Source organism: Halobacillus sp. A1, from assembly GCF_024189295.1.
Taxonomy (GTDB): Bacteria; Bacillota; Bacilli; order Bacillales; family Halobacillaceae; genus Halobacillus_A.
Map to the genome: position 1 here is coordinate 182853 of NZ_JAIZEN010000004.1, position 15263 is coordinate 198115.

The 15263-nt window shown below is 41.2% G+C and carries 11 protein-coding genes and 1 pseudogene; 7 read left to right on the forward strand and 5 right to left on the reverse strand.

What is annotated here, in order from left to right:
• Position 1 precedes the first annotated feature (1 nt).
• The 3 genes and pseudogenes from trhO to LF817_RS06505 form a co-directional block, all read right to left on the reverse strand.
• Positions 2-943, reverse strand: coding sequence for an oxygen-dependent tRNA uridine(34) hydroxylase TrhO (gene trhO / locus LF817_RS06495; protein ID WP_253934971.1), 942 nt, complete (start codon positions 941-943; stop codon positions 2-4).
• Positions 944-1613: 670 nt separating this feature from the next.
• On the reverse strand, positions 1614-2162 hold the full coding sequence (locus tag LF817_RS06500) for a cysteine hydrolase family protein (RefSeq protein WP_253934972.1): 549 nt from the start codon (positions 2160-2162) through the stop codon (positions 1614-1616).
• 55 nt (positions 2163-2217) lie between these two features.
• A pseudogene (locus tag LF817_RS06505) lies at positions 2218-3456 on the reverse strand (MFS transporter); the annotation flags it as partial.
• A 213-nt stretch (positions 3457-3669) separates the two neighbouring features.
• On the opposite strand from LF817_RS06505, the gene LF817_RS06510 reads away from it, so the two are divergent.
• From LF817_RS06510 to LF817_RS06535, 6 genes are all read left to right on the forward strand, one after another.
• Positions 3670-4158, forward strand: a complete 489-nt coding sequence (locus tag LF817_RS06510) for a PTS sugar transporter subunit IIA (RefSeq protein WP_253934973.1) — start codon at positions 3670-3672, stop codon at positions 4156-4158.
• Positions 4159-4177: 19 nt separating this feature from the next.
• Positions 4178-5587, forward strand: coding sequence for a PTS system trehalose-specific EIIBC component (gene treP, locus LF817_RS06515; RefSeq protein ID WP_253934974.1), 1410 nt, complete (start codon positions 4178-4180; stop codon positions 5585-5587).
• Between the two features lie 33 nt (positions 5588-5620).
• Positions 5621-7306, forward strand: coding sequence for an alpha,alpha-phosphotrehalase (gene treC, locus LF817_RS06520; protein ID WP_253934975.1), 1686 nt, complete (start codon positions 5621-5623; stop codon positions 7304-7306).
• Positions 7307-7330: 24 nt separating this feature from the next.
• Positions 7331-8044, forward strand: a complete 714-nt coding sequence (gene treR, locus LF817_RS06525; RefSeq protein WP_253934976.1) for a trehalose operon repressor — start codon at positions 7331-7333, stop codon at positions 8042-8044.
• 198 nt (positions 8045-8242) lie between these two features.
• The gene (locus tag LF817_RS06530; RefSeq protein ID WP_253934977.1) at positions 8243-8746 is read left to right on the forward strand and encodes a DUF6933 domain-containing protein; all 504 of its coding nucleotides are present in this window, start codon (positions 8243-8245) and stop codon (positions 8744-8746) included.
• A gap of 114 nt (positions 8747-8860) precedes the next feature.
• Positions 8861-10258 carry an MBL fold metallo-hydrolase gene (locus tag LF817_RS06535; protein WP_253934978.1) on the forward strand — a complete coding sequence of 466 codons (1398 nt, stop codon included), beginning with the start codon at positions 8861-8863 and terminating at the stop codon, positions 10256-10258.
• A 418-nt stretch (positions 10259-10676) separates the two neighbouring features.
• On the opposite strand, the gene LF817_RS06540 is transcribed toward LF817_RS06535, so the two are convergent.
• Positions 10677-11960 (reverse strand): helix-turn-helix domain-containing protein, encoded by a 1284-nt coding sequence (locus LF817_RS06540; RefSeq protein ID WP_253934979.1) that lies wholly within the window; start codon positions 11958-11960, stop codon positions 10677-10679.
• A 343-nt stretch (positions 11961-12303) separates the two neighbouring features.
• Between LF817_RS06540 and LF817_RS06545 the strand changes: the two genes are divergently transcribed.
• On the forward strand, positions 12304-14253 hold the full coding sequence (locus LF817_RS06545) for an aconitate hydratase (protein WP_253934980.1): 1950 nt from the start codon (positions 12304-12306) through the stop codon (positions 14251-14253).
• Between the two features lie 50 nt (positions 14254-14303).
• On the opposite strand, the gene LF817_RS06550 is transcribed toward LF817_RS06545, so the two are convergent.
• The gene (locus LF817_RS06550; protein ID WP_253934981.1) at positions 14304-15251 is read right to left on the reverse strand and encodes a ring-cleaving dioxygenase; all 948 of its coding nucleotides are present in this window, start codon (positions 15249-15251) and stop codon (positions 14304-14306) included.
• Positions 15252-15263: the final 12 nt, after the last annotated feature.

Sequence of the window (15263 nt, forward strand, 5' to 3'; positions counted from 1 at the left end):
TTTAACCAGAAATACGATCGTATTTATCAATCTGCTTCTGCTGTTCCGCATCCCAGCGGTTTTCAGGATGTTCTTTACATTCAGTAGTGCAGGCAGCATGCTGTTCAATCTCACATTCTTTACAGCACACATATTGCCTGTTGCACACAGGGTTGCTGCAATTGATCATTCGATCTTCTTTTTTACCACAGTGTTCGCATTCGGCTACGATGTTTTCATCTACTTGATTGATAGGAACGGAAATGCGCTCATCGAACACATACATTTTGCCGTCAAACAATTGACCTTTGACCTCAGGATCTTTCCCGTACGTTGTAATTCCGCCTTCTAGCTGGTAAACGTCATCTACACCATTACGCTTAAGAATACCTGTAAGCTTTTCACAGCGGATTCCGCCGGTGCAGTACGTGATGACTTTCTTATCTTTCCATTGATCAGCATTTTCAGCGATCCACTCCGGAAATTCACGAGAGTGATCGACACCGGGCTGGATAGCGTTACGGAAATGACCGATACGATACTCATATTCGTTACGGCCATCGATGACGACCGTCTCGTCATCTTGGAGCATTTCGTAAAATTCTTTTGGCTTCAAGTGTTTCCCGCCAAACGTTTTTGGATCGATATCGTCGTCCTCGATGCTCCAATTGACAAGCTCAGGTTTGACGCGGCAATGCATCTTCTTAAAAGCGTGGCCTTCGTGCTCATCAATCTTAAAATGCATGTCTGCAAAACGGTCATCTGAACGAACATAATCCATATATTGTTCTACCTGTTCGACAGTACCAGAAACGGTTCCATTGATTCCTTCAGGAGAAACAATGATACGACCGCGCAAATCCAAGTCTTTGCAGAATTTCAGATGGCTGGCACAGTACTCTTCATAGTCAGGCATATCTACATACTTGTAATACAACAGAACTCGGTAATCTAGTGAGCTCATGGATGATTCCTCCTACTATATATTGCTGCTTTTTTAATAAAATTCACAAATGTCCATATACCATCATATTCGATTTTTGCAAGAATATCAAATGGCTTATTTTTGAACATTTTTTTAAAAGAATGGCGCTGTTAAATTGATATTCATATAAACTCCCTATTCTTGAACACTCAGTTTCGAGACTTTTGTATGAGGATATGGTGGCTTTAGAAAACGGATCGCTTTCCGTGGGCATGTGGTGAGCTTCCTCAGGCTTCGCATTCCGGGATCTCACCTCTCATGTACATCCCACAGGAGTCTCACCGTTTTCTAAAGCCACCATAAAATTGGGAGGTGCTCGAAACTATCATCAAGTTCAGAAAGATCCCCTAATTAAACTAGGGCTTGAGGTGTTACAAAAATTCAAGTACTGTTATCCAAGGAATCTCGCTCGAACATCTAATTCGGTGCTTCATATAAAATAACTGCTGTTAGGTACTAACCAGCGGGATTCCTGAGGAAGCTCACCGCGCTCCCGTGGGAAGCGAGTCATTCCCCGCCGCCCTGATCTACTCACCCATAAAAATCCTGCCATATTGGTGAATAATCCTCTTATAAACGTCAACAAACACCTTTAACATAGCCAAAATAAAAACAGCACCTCGTCATAAAAGAAGGTGCTTTATGTCGGTCAATTCACGGTGGCTCCAAGAACCGATTCAAAATGTCCAAGTGCCCATTCATGCCCTGTTTGGTTGAAGCTTGCCACAGCGTCTTTTGGAATCACAATTTTGTAACCTGAATTATACGCATCTACGGCTGTGTGCAGAACGCAAATATCAGTGCATACGCCGACTAGATGGAGTTCTGTTATTCCCCGATCACGTAATTTCACATCTAAATCTGTGCCGCAAAATGCGCTGTATCTTGTTTTATCTTTATATTCTACATGTGATGCAGATTGATACTCTTCGTGCAGCCCTTTCAGTTTCCCATAAAGGTCACGACCTTTTGTGCCGCGAATGTTATGGGGCGGGAACAAGCGTGTTTCCGGATGGAACACGTCGTTTTCATCGTGAACATCCACAGCGAATACAACATACTCTTCATTCGATAGGAATTCTTCTGCAAGTGACGTGATTTTCCCTTCGATACTTTGACCAGGATCCCCGCACGTCAGGGCACCATCACTAGCCACGAAATCATACGTATAATCAATAACAATTAAGGCGCGTGACATCTTTTCATCTCCTTATGTAATGTATATACACTTATATTAACACAAGGGGTTTTAGTTAAACAGACGGAGCTCTTTTCACCTGTGTTGTGGCTTTTTGTGCGGCAATAAGCAGGGTCACCCCACATAAGATGAGCAATCCGCTAGTTATAAAAAACACAGCTGAAAAACCATAAAAACCAGACAGCATACCGCCTAGCGCAGGACCGATTATATTCCCTAAAAAACGAAGGCTTGTGTTATAACCAAGGACCTCGCCCTGCATGGCGATAGGAGCTTCTTGTCTTATATAAGCAGTCCGAACAGGAATAAGCCCTCCTATCGACATGCCCAGGAGAAATCGGAGAATGACGAGCTGCCATATGTTTGTAACGAAAGCTGCCGGAAAATACACTATACCGGCCATGAAGAGCAGGAAAATTAAAATTTTCACATAACCTTTTCTATCCCCGATCATTCCCCAGCGTCTCGCCATCATTAAATTACCGAGGCCTGCAGCTGAAAAAGCGATCCCTGAAAATAAAGCCAGGTTTTCAGGACCGTGCAAATCTTCTACATAAAGGGATAAAATTGGCTGGATACTGAAATGGGCCACCTGAATAAAAAGGGATACGATCAATACGACCAAAAGCACGGGACGTTTTAAAATATGCTGAATGACTTCTTTAGAAGTGTAGCTTGTTTTTTCACCTTCCTCCGTTTCCATTCTCTGCTCTTTAATCCCGAAAAAAACAATAATTGCTGAAATGAAGACAGATATGGAAACAAACTGGAAAGTGGTGCTGTAACCGATAGAATCTGCGATAACGCCTCCGATCATCGGTCCGAGCAACGTACCTGTTATACTGCCCGTCTGCAAAGTGCCTAACACTTGTCCGGCCATATGCTTAGGGGTCTGGGTTGAAATCAAAGCTTGTGACATAGGGATGAATCCAGTGAAAATACCCATGAATAAACGCAAAATGAATAATTGCCACACCGAAGAGGCGAAACCCATAAGCAGTACGGATAAAGCCAGGCCGGCAGCCGATATGATCAGAATGTTTTTTCGGCCATAACGATCCCCGATCCGCCCCCATATAGGCGAAAAGATAAACGCTGTGACGAAAGTGACTCCGAAAACAAGTCCCGACCACGTTTGTACGTAAGAATCAGAATAATCTCCAAGCTCACTTATATATAAAGACAAAAAAGGCAAAACCATCGTAATACTGCCCGCAATAAAAAAGTTAGCGAACCACATAATCCATACATTTTGCTTCACTCGCTGCTCTTGACTAAGGATGGCGGACCACTTCTTCCGTAAAGTATTTCGTAACGCTAAATATTATTATCATAGCAAAATTATATATTTTATTAAAGAATATGGAATAAAACAGGCTGTAGAGGGAATCGGGATTTATATATAAAACGCTTGCAAAACATGTATATACAAATTATAATCGTAACTGAATTATGTATATACAAGTTGCAGGAACATTTTGTAAGCGTTTGTTTAAGGGGGAAGTTCATGTTTAAGAAACTTTTTGGATATAAAGAGAAATCCGTGGAGGTGATTGCACCTGTCAATGGGGATGTCGTCGATTTGAGTGAAGTGCCTGATCCGGTTTTTTCAAAGAAAATAATGGGTGAAGGAACAGCTGTTAAGCCGCACGACGGCAAAGTAGTCAGTCCTGTAGATGGAGAAGTCGTTCAACTTTTCCCTACAAAGCATGCCATCGGATTAAAGTCGAAAAGCGGAGCGGAAATTCTTATCCATATCGGGCTGGAAACAGTAAGTATGGAAGGGGAAGGCTTTGAAGCTCACGTGCAGCAGGGAGATCAGGTGAAAGTCGGAGATCCTCTCGTTACGTTTGATCTCAAACTCGTTGAAGAAAAAGCGAAAAGTACGATTACACCGATTATCATTACGAACAGCAATGATTTGAGCGTCGAAGGATCAGATAAACAGCAAGCCGTAAGTGGATCGACAATATTGTTGACGGTTCACAACGAATAATACGTATGGAGGGAAGAGTATGGACCACAAAAAACAAGCCGAACAGATATTAGAGGCGATTGGTGGTAAAGAAAATTTAAACGCAGCCACACACTGTGTGACGCGCCTTCGTTTAGCTTTGAATGATGAAGGGATTGTTGATGACGAGAAGCTGAATCAGATTGACGCGGTTAAAGGCTCATTTTCAACCAACGGACAGTTCCAGGTTGTTATTGGGCAAGGCACCGTAGATAAAGTTTATAAAGAGTTGGTAGCTTTAGCCGGTATTGGCGAATCATCAAAAGAAGAGGTGAAAGAAGCTACCAAAAGTAAGATGAATCCTTTGCAGCGAGGGATTAAGACGTTAGCTGACATTTTTATACCTATTTTACCCGCAATTGTTACGGCAGGTCTTTTGCTTGGAATCAACAATATATTGACTGGGCCTGACATTTTCTTTGACGGCGAGTCATTAATCGATGTGTATCCACAATGGGAAGGTATAGCTAATATGATTTTCATCATAGCCAACACCGCCTTTGCCTTTTTACCTGGACTGATCGGATGGTCAGCGGTTAAGAGGTTCGGAGGGAACCCATTACTTGGTATCGTATTAGGACTGGCACTTGTGCACCCGGATTTGTTAAGTGCCTGGTCCTATGGAGATGCAGTTGAAGAAGGATCGGTGCCCGTTTGGAATTTGTTCGGTTTGGAAATAGATAAGATAGGTTATCAGGGACAAGTATTACCAGTTCTCGTAGCAGCCTGGGTAATGACTAAAATAGAATTATTCATGCAAAAGCGTACTCCTGATGCCATTCAGCTTTTAGTTGTAGCTCCTGTAGCGCTTCTAGTGACAGGATTTTTGACGTTTATCTTTATTGGCCCTGTAACATTTGCAATTGGTAACTTTATCACAGACGGATTAGTTAGTATTTTTGATACATTTGCTGCCCTTGGTGGTTTGATTTATGGTGGTTTGTATGGAGTGATGGTAATTACAGGTATGCACCATACATTCTTAGCTGTTGATATTCAACTGATCGGTAGTACGGACTCGACCTTCTTATGGCCGATGCTTGCATTATCTAATATAGCTCAAGGTTCAGCTGCGCTTGCCATCATGCTCGCTTCAAAAGATGAGAAGCTGAAAGGCCTGAGCTTATCTTCGTGGATTTCTGCCTGGTTAGGAGTAACAGAACCTGCACTATTCGGTGTAAACTTAAGGTTTAAATATCCATTTGTCATTGCCATTTCATCTTCAGCGATAGCTGGTTTGTACATTGCCTCTCAAGGTGTATTGGCCAATTCAATCGGAGTTGGAGGCGTGCCTGGTATCTTCTCGATTGTCACCGAATATTGGCTTGACTTCATTATTGGAATGGTGATTGTAATGGTTCTTCCAACGGTCGTAACTTACTTTTATGCCAAACGCAAACGCGACGTTTAATTAAATAAAAATGAAACTTTGGAGGGAGCTTACATGACTGAACAACCTTGGTGGAAAAAAGCTGTCGTCTACCAGATTTACCCGAAAAGCTTCAACGATACAACTGGAAATGGTGTAGGCGATATCCAGGGAATTATTGAAAAACTTGATTATTTAAATACACTCGGGGTCGATGTTCTTTGGCTGACCCCGATGTATAAGTCTCCACAAAATGATAATGGATACGATATCAGTGACTATTATGATATCCATGATGAATATGGAACGATGCAGGATTTTGAAAGGCTCCTTGAAGAAACGCATAAGCGGGGCATGAAGCTGATCATGGATATTGTGATCAACCATACGTCTACCGAGCACGCCTGGTTCCAGGAGTCAAAGAAGTCAAAGGATAATCCATACCGCGATTATTATATTTGGAAGGATCCTGTCGATGGTGGTCCGCCAAGTAACTGGCAGTCCAAATTTGGTGGGAATGCATGGGAATATGACGAGAATACCGGTCAGTACTATTTGCATTTGTTTGACGTCACACAGGCGGATCTTAACTGGGAAAATGAAGAGGTAAGAGAAAAGCTTTATGAGATGATGCGCTTCTGGGGTGAAAAAGGCGTAGACGGTTTCCGTTTAGATGTAATCAACCTGATTTCTAAAGATCAAGACTTCCCGAATGATGACGGTAGTGTAGCACCAGGAGACGGCAGGAAATTTTACACGGACGGTCCGAAAGTCCATGAGTATATGCAGGAGATGAATCGTGAGGTATTCGAACCTTATGATTTGATGACCGTAGGAGAAATGTCTTCTACTACAATTGAACATTGCATCCGCTATACGGCTCCAGAGCGTAAAGAGCTTAGCATGACGTTTAATTTCCACCATTTGAAAGTCGACTACCCGAACGGGGAGAAGTGGACGAAAGCACCTTTCGATTTTCAACAATTGAAGCAGATCCTTTCTACATGGCAGGAAAATATGTATAAAGGCCAAGGATGGAATGCCCTTTTCTGGTGTAACCATGATCAGCCCCGTGTTTTATCCCGGTTCGGTGATGATGAGCGTTACCCCGATAAGTCAGGGAAGATGCTGGCAACGACGATTCATATGATGCAAGGAACACCTTATATTTATCAAGGGGAAGAGTTTGGGATGACCAATCCTAAATTTGAATCCATCGATCAATATCGTGATGTTGAATCTCTTAACGCTTATAAGATCATGAAAGATAAAGGAATGGACAAGCAGGAAATACTTGAGATTCTTAAACAGAAATCAAGAGACAATTCACGGACGCCAGTCCAATGGAGTAATGACGAGCAAGCAGGCTTTACTGATGCCACGCCGTGGATTCCTGTTGCAAGTAATTATCCTGAGGTGAATGCTGAAAAAGTGATGCATCAAGAGAATTCTATTTTCACTCATTATCAGAAGCTGATCGAGCTTAGAAAAACTCATGACATCATCACTCATGGCAGCTATCAGTGGATCGATCAAAATGATGATCGGGTATTCGCATATATTCGGCAGCATGATGAAGAAGCGTTACTAGTTGTAAACAACTTCTATGGTGAGAACACGACGTTTAACTTACCAGAAACCGTTGATTTTAAAGAAGATCCAGAGATTCTCCTTAGTAACTATGATGATTCTACAGCTGATTATCGTGAGGTAACGCTTCGTCCTTATGAGTCCATCGTTTACCATTTCCCATCAAAATGATAGGATTATAGCGGTGATGAAAGCATGAAAAACAAATATATCGTCATATACAATGACTTAGTTCAAATGATTCAACAAGGAGAGTTCATGTCAGGAGATACCCTGCCTTCTGAGCATGAACTCTCTAATCAATTCTCGACATCAAGAGAGACCATTCGAAAAGCGTTAAATCTTCTCTCTCAAAATGGATACATTCAGAAGGTGCGAGGGAAAGGCTCCGTTGTATTAGATCACAATAAATTCGAGTTTCCGGTATCGGGATTAACGAGCTTCAAAGAGCTTTCAGATCAACTTGGTCAGGACTCGAAGACTCATGTGCATGAAGTTTTTGTAGAATCAGCAAATAACCAGTTGAGAGAAAGGTTAAACTGTTCTAAAGAAGTGAAGATCTGGAAAGTATCTCGTTCGAGAGAAATCAATGGAGAACGGATTATTTTAGACAAAGACTTTATACGTGAAGATGTCGTCCCTAGTATTACTAAATCTATCGCGGAGAACTCCATCTATGAATATATAGAAAACGAGCTGGGACTGGAGATCAGCTTTGCAAAGAAAGAGATCATAGTGGAACCAGTGACCGAGGAAGATGAGAAGTACTTAGACTTAGAAGGACATACGCAAATGGTTGTAATTCGAAGCTTTGTCTATTTAGCAGATGCTACACTATTCCAGTTCACTGAATCAAGACACCGGCCCGATAAATTTCAATTTGTGGATTTTGCGCGAAGAACAAAATAAACGCTCGTGGCACTCGGTGAGAGCAAAGTGGAAAAGAACAAGAATCGGTTGATCGAGCTTTATTCTACAAGGTGAACGGAGACGCACTTAACGTTCAACCGCTTCGTAGAAAAAACAACGTCAGGTTATGTTTTAAGTAGGGGAATTTGGCGAAAACTGTTACACTAAGGAAAAGAATTGAACAAGAGGTGGAACAGTATGTTTGTCATTGGCACAACAGAGAAACTTTATAAAGAAATAAATAAAAAGACTGAAGCCGTAACGAAATATGAAGATGTACCTGCTATATATAAATGGCAGGCCAATCTGATCACAATCAATAGAAGGAAATGCCTGATCATTATGAACAATGAAACAGGAATAAACCTTGTCTTATTTGGGTTGCGTAAACAACAGTTTGAGAATTTGGATAATGTAATTAAAGGTTCTTTAAAACAGTTATTGCAGCTCATTAAAGTAGAAGACCAAATTATAGATCAGCTGCTGCAGGAAGCCGATCCTTTAGTGTACACCGAAGCCGATCATCAAGAAGTGCTGGAAATGATGGATCAGGTCAAATTATTAGTGGAAGAAGCGACTGATGGTTTGAACTATGAAGATATTGATGCTGCAGAAATCAATTATGTGAGCAACGCCGAACTTCTGTATTCTCCAACAGGGAATCCGCCTGTGGAAGCTCTGAGAGAATATTACAATAAGTAAAATCACATCCTTTTGGGTGTGATTTTTTTTAAATTGAAATTCACACGTTTACAAATTACCCTAAGGGGTATATAATTATGTGTAGAAAGTAATGAAATAGCGGAGGGATTATTAATGTTTTTTAAATCATTTTTTGACGAAAATTTAGCGCAAATGTCATATATGGTAGGTTGTCAAAAGACTGGAGAGGCATTAGTCATTGATCCAGCTCGTGATATCACTCCTTATTTAGAAACATCCCGTAAAGAGGGATTCGATATAACGAGTATTTCAGAAACCCATATTCATGCAGATTTTTTATCTGGTGCAAGAGAACTGGCGCATCAAACGGGAGCTAAGCTTTACCTTTCAGACGAAGGGGAGGATGATTGGAAATACGCTTTTGCTGAAGAATACTCTCACCAGTGGCTTAAAGGTGGAGATCAATTCTATGTGGGTAACGTAAGACTGGATGTTCTTCATACTCCGGGACATACCCCTGAGAGTTTATCCTTTTTACTGACAGATGAAGGAGGAGGCTCTGAAGTCCCGATGGGAATCTTTACGGGAGATTTCGTTTTCGTTGGAGACATCGGTCGTCCGGACCTTTTGGAAAAAGCAGCAGGAGCAGCCGGCACAGCCGGTCAGGGCGCCCGTCAAATGTATAAATCTATCCAGACATTCAAAGAACTTCCTGACTATGTTCAGCTTTGGCCGGGACATGGAGCTGGCAGCGCATGCGGAAAATCGTTGGGCGCAGTGCCAACGTCTACAGTAGGTTATGAGAAAATTAACAACTGGGCCTTAACGACTGAGAATGAGCAGCAATTTTCTGATGAATTGCTGGAGGGACAGCCAGAACCGCCGACATACTTCGGTATGATGAAGAAGTTGAATAAAGAAGGGCCTGCCCTATTAAGCGTAGATCAATCAATCGATCAATTAACCGCGGAGGACGTGGAACAATTAACAGCTAAAGGAACGGCTGTAATTGATACACGAAGTAAAGAAACATTCGCCGAAGGGCATCTGAAAGGAACATTAAATATCCCGTTTAATAAAGGATTTGCCAATTGGGCTGGATGGCTGATCAATTATGATCAAGATATCGTTATCATTAGTGATGAAGAACAAGTGCGTGACATTCAAAAAGCCTTGCAATCGATCGGTCTTGATCGATTAGTCGGGTACGTACTCAGCGAAGAAGTCAATAACCAGGATAATCTTGAAACGTATACAAGCATTACAGCTGAAGAGCTTGAGAAAAAATTCAAGAACGCGGACGATTACATCATCGTCGACGTTCGTAATCAATCCGAATGGGATGAGGAGCACATGGAAGAAGCGATTCACGTCATGCTTGGAACACTCCCGGATCGTTTAAATGAGATTCCGGATAACAAGACACCCATCGTTCATTGTCAATCAGGAGTCCGTTCAGCAATAGCGACAAGCGTCTTACAAGCAAACGGCTTTAAAGATACTTTGAATCTTAAAGGTGGTTTCGGAGCCTGGAAGGAATATAGTCAATAATTAGTAAAGCATTGCTCGGTCATTTTCGAGCGATGCTTTTTTTGATAAACTTTGTTAAGTTTTAGCAGGAAGTTTCCGGTTCTATGGATAGAGCTTGAAGGTAACGGAAACATCTGAGGCACTGCTTTTCGCAGTAAAGAGCTAGAACTATACATGTTGTATCATTGAATAACTCTTATGAAAAATCAACAACGAGGTTTAACGTTAGATTTAAACAAAAAAAGACCCTTGCTATAGGAGGGCAAGGGTAAAATTTATAGGTATAGGATTAGGGGAGGTGTTAATTAAAACACACAATTTAAAACTTAAGTTTGAATTACTAAGGGCCTGGGCCAAGCATTTTCTGCACTATCATAAACTATTGGCGCTGCAGCTGATGCAACAACTGCTGTTAGAACGAGTGCAGCAATTAACTTTTTCATAAGAGTATCCCTCCTAATTGTGAATGTTTATTTAACAATTGAATTGCTAACCTAAGATAAGATGAAGACTTTTTATACATTCGCTGTTTTTCTAATTGATCTGCTAAAAACATTGAATAGCGAATGATGTAAATGTGTTCCTTTTTTGATTGGAAATATGGAATCACATCTGCTTCTACGAATTCTATTAAATCATTCTCCTGATTAATAACTTTTCTATAGAAAATAAAATGATATTCGTAAGCTTGAGCAGGAAAATTTCTAAGCTTTTCTTCACCAATATCAATCCATTTTAAACAACCACTATAATCACCTAATTTGTAGTTCTCAATTACCAAACTATGAATTGTGGTTAATAATTCCATATGATCAAAAGTGGAAGTGGATTCTTTATTATACTCTAGACTATTTTTGTAATTATTTATTGCAGATTGGTGATTCTCCAGTCCAGATTCAAGCGTCCCAATATTAAGATAAACTAATCTTAACTGAACATTATTATTAGTTTGTAATGCAATTTTTCTTGCTAAGTGGAAATTCTCTAATGACTTCGCAAAATTTTTAAGACGGCTATAATTAATTCCTTGAACTATATGGCAGTCTGCACTTTTAGTTAAATCATAATGAGATTGAAAAATTTCTAACGCCTGATCAGCATAAAATACAGATGCTGATGTGTGATTAGCTTGGCTGGTGCTTAAAGCGAGTAGGTAGTATAGGTCGCTTACTTCCCATCCTTCTAACTCTGTTGAAGAACTGTAATTTTTTGCCTCCATTAACTCTTGAAATGCTTCATTAAAATGGGCTTGATAGTATTTAACTAAGCCTGTAATTAAGTGGTAATAGAACTCCATCTCATCGTCAAAAGTATCTTTATGCTGCCGTAAATTTCCCCATGTTTCATAAGCCTCCTCCACTTCATTTTCTAAAAGTAAGTAGCGAATGCTGAATAATTCATAGAAAATATACAGCTGATGACTGCCTAAAGAATTCTTTTGCTGTAGTAGTTCATCTCTTAGAAGCTTAGCCTCATCTTTCCTCTTAAATACGATGGCTTCATACCATTCCTTCAACTTTTCTTTGGATGGATGATCAAGGGCGGACTCATTAAAGTCGATGCCCAGCCGTTCGTAAAGCAATTCGAGCACCTCAATGGCTGGAACTGTTTGATCGTTCTCAATCTTAGAAAGATAGGCTGCCGAGATAATACCATCAGCGAGTTGGTTTTGTGTCAACCCTTGCTTCACTCGATGAAATCGAAGCGCTTTACCATATTCCATTTTACACACACCTAGTTGATCAACTAATGATTTGTTAGAAATTTCTTTCTTTCAAATCTATATTCAGAATACACGTTCGATTAAATTTTTTCAACTATATTAAGAGGTTTCCCAAGTCGTTCTTTTTTCATAGCTTAAGAGGGGTTAAATAGGACCAACTTTCACAGGTTAAAAAAGTGTAAATCAGGTTTGAATTATAAAAAAATGAATAACAAGACATAGGAATAGACGTTTTTTTCCAAATTGTGCATCGAACTCTATGAGTAAGTTAAGTGAAAAAAGGGTATAAATGGTATAGGTGAATAGTTAAGACAGTTTTATTTCATAAGAAGGAGGAGACGAAGTGGGACATAATGTTACACAGAAATTAATCAAAGATCACTTGGTAAAAGGTGAAATGAAGCCTGGGTCGGAAATAGGCTTAAAGATTGATCAGACATTGACTCAGGATGCAACAGGTACTATGGTCATGCTTGAACTCGAAGCGATGGGGATCGATCAGGCAAAAACAGAAGCATCAGCCCAATATGTCGATCATAACCTTATTCAGGAAGATAGTAAAAACCCTGATGACCATTTGTTCCTGGAAAGTGCAGCAAAGAGATTCGGTTTGTATTTCAGTCGTCCGGGTAATGGGGTCAGTCACCCTGTACACATGCAGAGGCTTGCTAAGCCAGGTCAGACACTTCTCGGCTCAGACAGTCACACGTGTGCCAACGGCTGTATGGGAATGCTTGCTATGGGCGCAGGCGGGATTGATGTTGCTATGGCCATAGCTGGTGAACCCTTCTACGTGAAGATGCCTAAGGTGTGGGGCGTTGAAGTGACAGGCGACTTTCCGGAATGGGTAAGTGCAAAGGATGCCATTCTTGAAATGCTTCGCCGTCATGGAGTAAAAGGCGGAGTAAACCATATCTTTGAATACTATGGAGAAGGTTTAAAGAGCTTATCAGCAATGGATCGCCACGTGATTGCTAATATGGGGGCTGAACTCGGTGCAACGGCCACTGTATTTCCTTCCGATGAAGAAACTAAAAAATATATGGCGATGCAAGGGCGTGAAGACGAATGGACAGAACTTAAGGCAGATAAAGACGCAACTTATGATCGCCATGACAAGCTGGATTTATCTTCACTTGAACCGATGATAGCGAAGCCTTCTAGTCCTGGTAATGTGGTGCCTGTAAGTGAAGTGGAAGGAGAGGAGATTTATCAATCCTACATCGGATCTTCAGCCAACCCAGGATACCGTGATTTTGCAATCGCTTCTAAAATTGTGGAAGGACGTCACATAGCGGATGGCATCTCATTCGACTTGAATCCGACTTCTAGACAAATGCTGGTCGACTTGTCCCAGCAAGGTCATATTGCCAACTTTTTGCAAGCTGGTGCGCGTCTGCATCAGGCAGGCTGTAATGGCTGTATAGGAATGGGACAGGCCCCTGCTTCAGGAAAAAACAGTTTGAGAACGACGCCGCGTAACTTTCCGGGTCGTTCAGGTACTAGAGAGGACAGCGTTTTTCTATGCAGCCCGGAAACCGCTGCCGTCTCTGCATTGACTGGGAAGATTACAGACCCTAGAAAAGCTGGATTCGATTATCCGAAAGTCCAGGAATTAGAACAGCCGACGATCGATACAAACTTACTGGACCGTCCTTTACCAGCCGAGGAAGCGGCGAAAGTTGAATTGGTAAAAGGACCTAACATCGCTTCTATTCCTCAAATGGATGAATTGCCTGACGAGATGGAATTGCCGATCTTATTAAAAGTTGGAGATGACATTTCTACGGATGAAATTCTAGCAGGAGGCGCCCGTGTGCTTCCTTATAGAAGTAATTTGCCTGAAATCAGTAAATTCACATATGAAATAGTGGACGACACCTATTTCGATCGTGCTATGAAACAGAAAGATGACGGAGGACACATTATTGTTGGCGGAACGAACTATGGACAAGGATCAAGCCGTGAGCATGCTGCACTTGCTCCTAGATACATGGGATTACGTGTAGCGCTTGTAAAAGACTTTGCGCGTATTCACTGGCAGAACCTCGTCAACTTCGGAATCCTTCCTCTAGTCTTTGTAGATGAGAAAGATTATGAAAAGATTGAACAGGGAGATACCCTCATTTTTAAAGGTCTAAAAGAAAAAATCCTTAATAATGATGATTTTGAAGTAGAAGTGAAAGGGAAAGATACGAAGTTGAAAGTTCAACATGCTCTTTCACCGAGACAGGCTGAGATGATGGAAAAAGGCGGATTAATCAATTGGCTGAAGGATCGTTTGGAGGACTAATTAGAAACTGCGATGAATGATACATTCATCGCAGTTTTTTTAGTTTCGTACTATTTAGTTTCTAATGGGATGAGTTTGGCTTCTATTTCTTTTCGTTTACTTTCTAAGAATGGGGGAAGGGCCAGTTCTTCACCTAAGTGATCTATATCCTCATCAGTTGCGAATCCGGGTCCATCTGTAGCAAGTTCAAAAAGAATATGATTAGGCTCCCTGAAGTACAGCGATTTGAAATAGTACCGATCTACAAGACCAGAATTCGGAAATCCTGCTTTTTGGATGATATCCTTCCACTGTTCAAGCTCTTCTTCATTTTCCACTCGGAATGCGACGTGGTGGACACTGCCTCTTCCCGGCTTTTCTCTTGGAAGGTCTGTTCGTTCTTCTATATGAACCTCTGCACCGGTACCTCCTTCACCTGTTTCTAATATAATCCGATTCTCAGCTTTTCCTACTTCTTTAAAGCCGAGAATATCCTTCAGCACTGTGATAGTCGGTAAAGCATTAGAAACAGTGAGGTGAACAGGACCAAGACCGGTGATTCCTTTGTCGACAGGAACTTTACTTCCGCTCCATGGAGTTCCGGAAGCTACCCCGTGATTTTGCTCATCTGATACGAGCATCAATCTTTGCCCTTCGGGGTCCCGAAAGGAAAGAGTATTTCGATCAGCACGTACAGTTATAGGGTCGTGGTCTACATTATATTCATCGAATCGTTTCTGCCAAAACGTTAAGGAGTCATCGTTTTGAACGCGCAGGGAGGTTGTTGAGATGCTATGCGTGCCAGGATACGTATTTCCAGCCCGTTTTATTTCAAAAAAAGTCAAATCTGTTCCTGGATTTCCTTTTTCATCAGCATAAAATAGGTGATACATGGAGGTGTCGTCCTGGTTTACTGTTTTTTTAACAAGACGCATGCCTAATACATTGGTATAAAAATCGTAATTTTTTTTAGCGTCAGCCGTAATCGCAGAGACGTGGTGAATTCCTTTGATATGCATATAGTCTCCTCC

Excerpts from the sequence above, each read along its gene's own strand:
- trhO (WP_253934971.1), bottom strand. The coding sequence starts at position 943 with ATGAGCTCACTAGATTACCGAGTTCTGTTGTATTACAAGTATGTAGAT.
- LF817_RS06500 (WP_253934972.1), bottom strand. The coding sequence starts at position 2,162 with ATGTCACGCGCCTTAATTGTTATTGATTATACGTATGATTTCGTGGCT.
- LF817_RS06510 (WP_253934973.1), top strand. The coding sequence starts at position 3,670 with ATGTTTAAGAAACTTTTTGGATATAAAGAGAAATCCGTGGAGGTGATT.
- treP (WP_253934974.1), top strand. The coding sequence starts at position 4,178 with ATGGACCACAAAAAACAAGCCGAACAGATATTAGAGGCGATTGGTGGT.
- treC (WP_253934975.1), top strand. The coding sequence starts at position 5,621 with ATGACTGAACAACCTTGGTGGAAAAAAGCTGTCGTCTACCAGATTTAC.
- treR (WP_253934976.1), top strand. The coding sequence starts at position 7,331 with ATGAAAAACAAATATATCGTCATATACAATGACTTAGTTCAAATGATT.
- LF817_RS06530 (WP_253934977.1), top strand. The coding sequence starts at position 8,243 with ATGTTTGTCATTGGCACAACAGAGAAACTTTATAAAGAAATAAATAAA.
- LF817_RS06535 (WP_253934978.1), top strand. The coding sequence starts at position 8,861 with ATGTTTTTTAAATCATTTTTTGACGAAAATTTAGCGCAAATGTCATAT.
- LF817_RS06540 (WP_253934979.1), bottom strand. The coding sequence starts at position 11,960 with ATGGAATATGGTAAAGCGCTTCGATTTCATCGAGTGAAGCAAGGGTTG.
- LF817_RS06550 (WP_253934981.1), bottom strand. The coding sequence starts at position 15,251 with ATGCATATCAAAGGAATTCACCACGTCTCTGCGATTACGGCTGACGCT.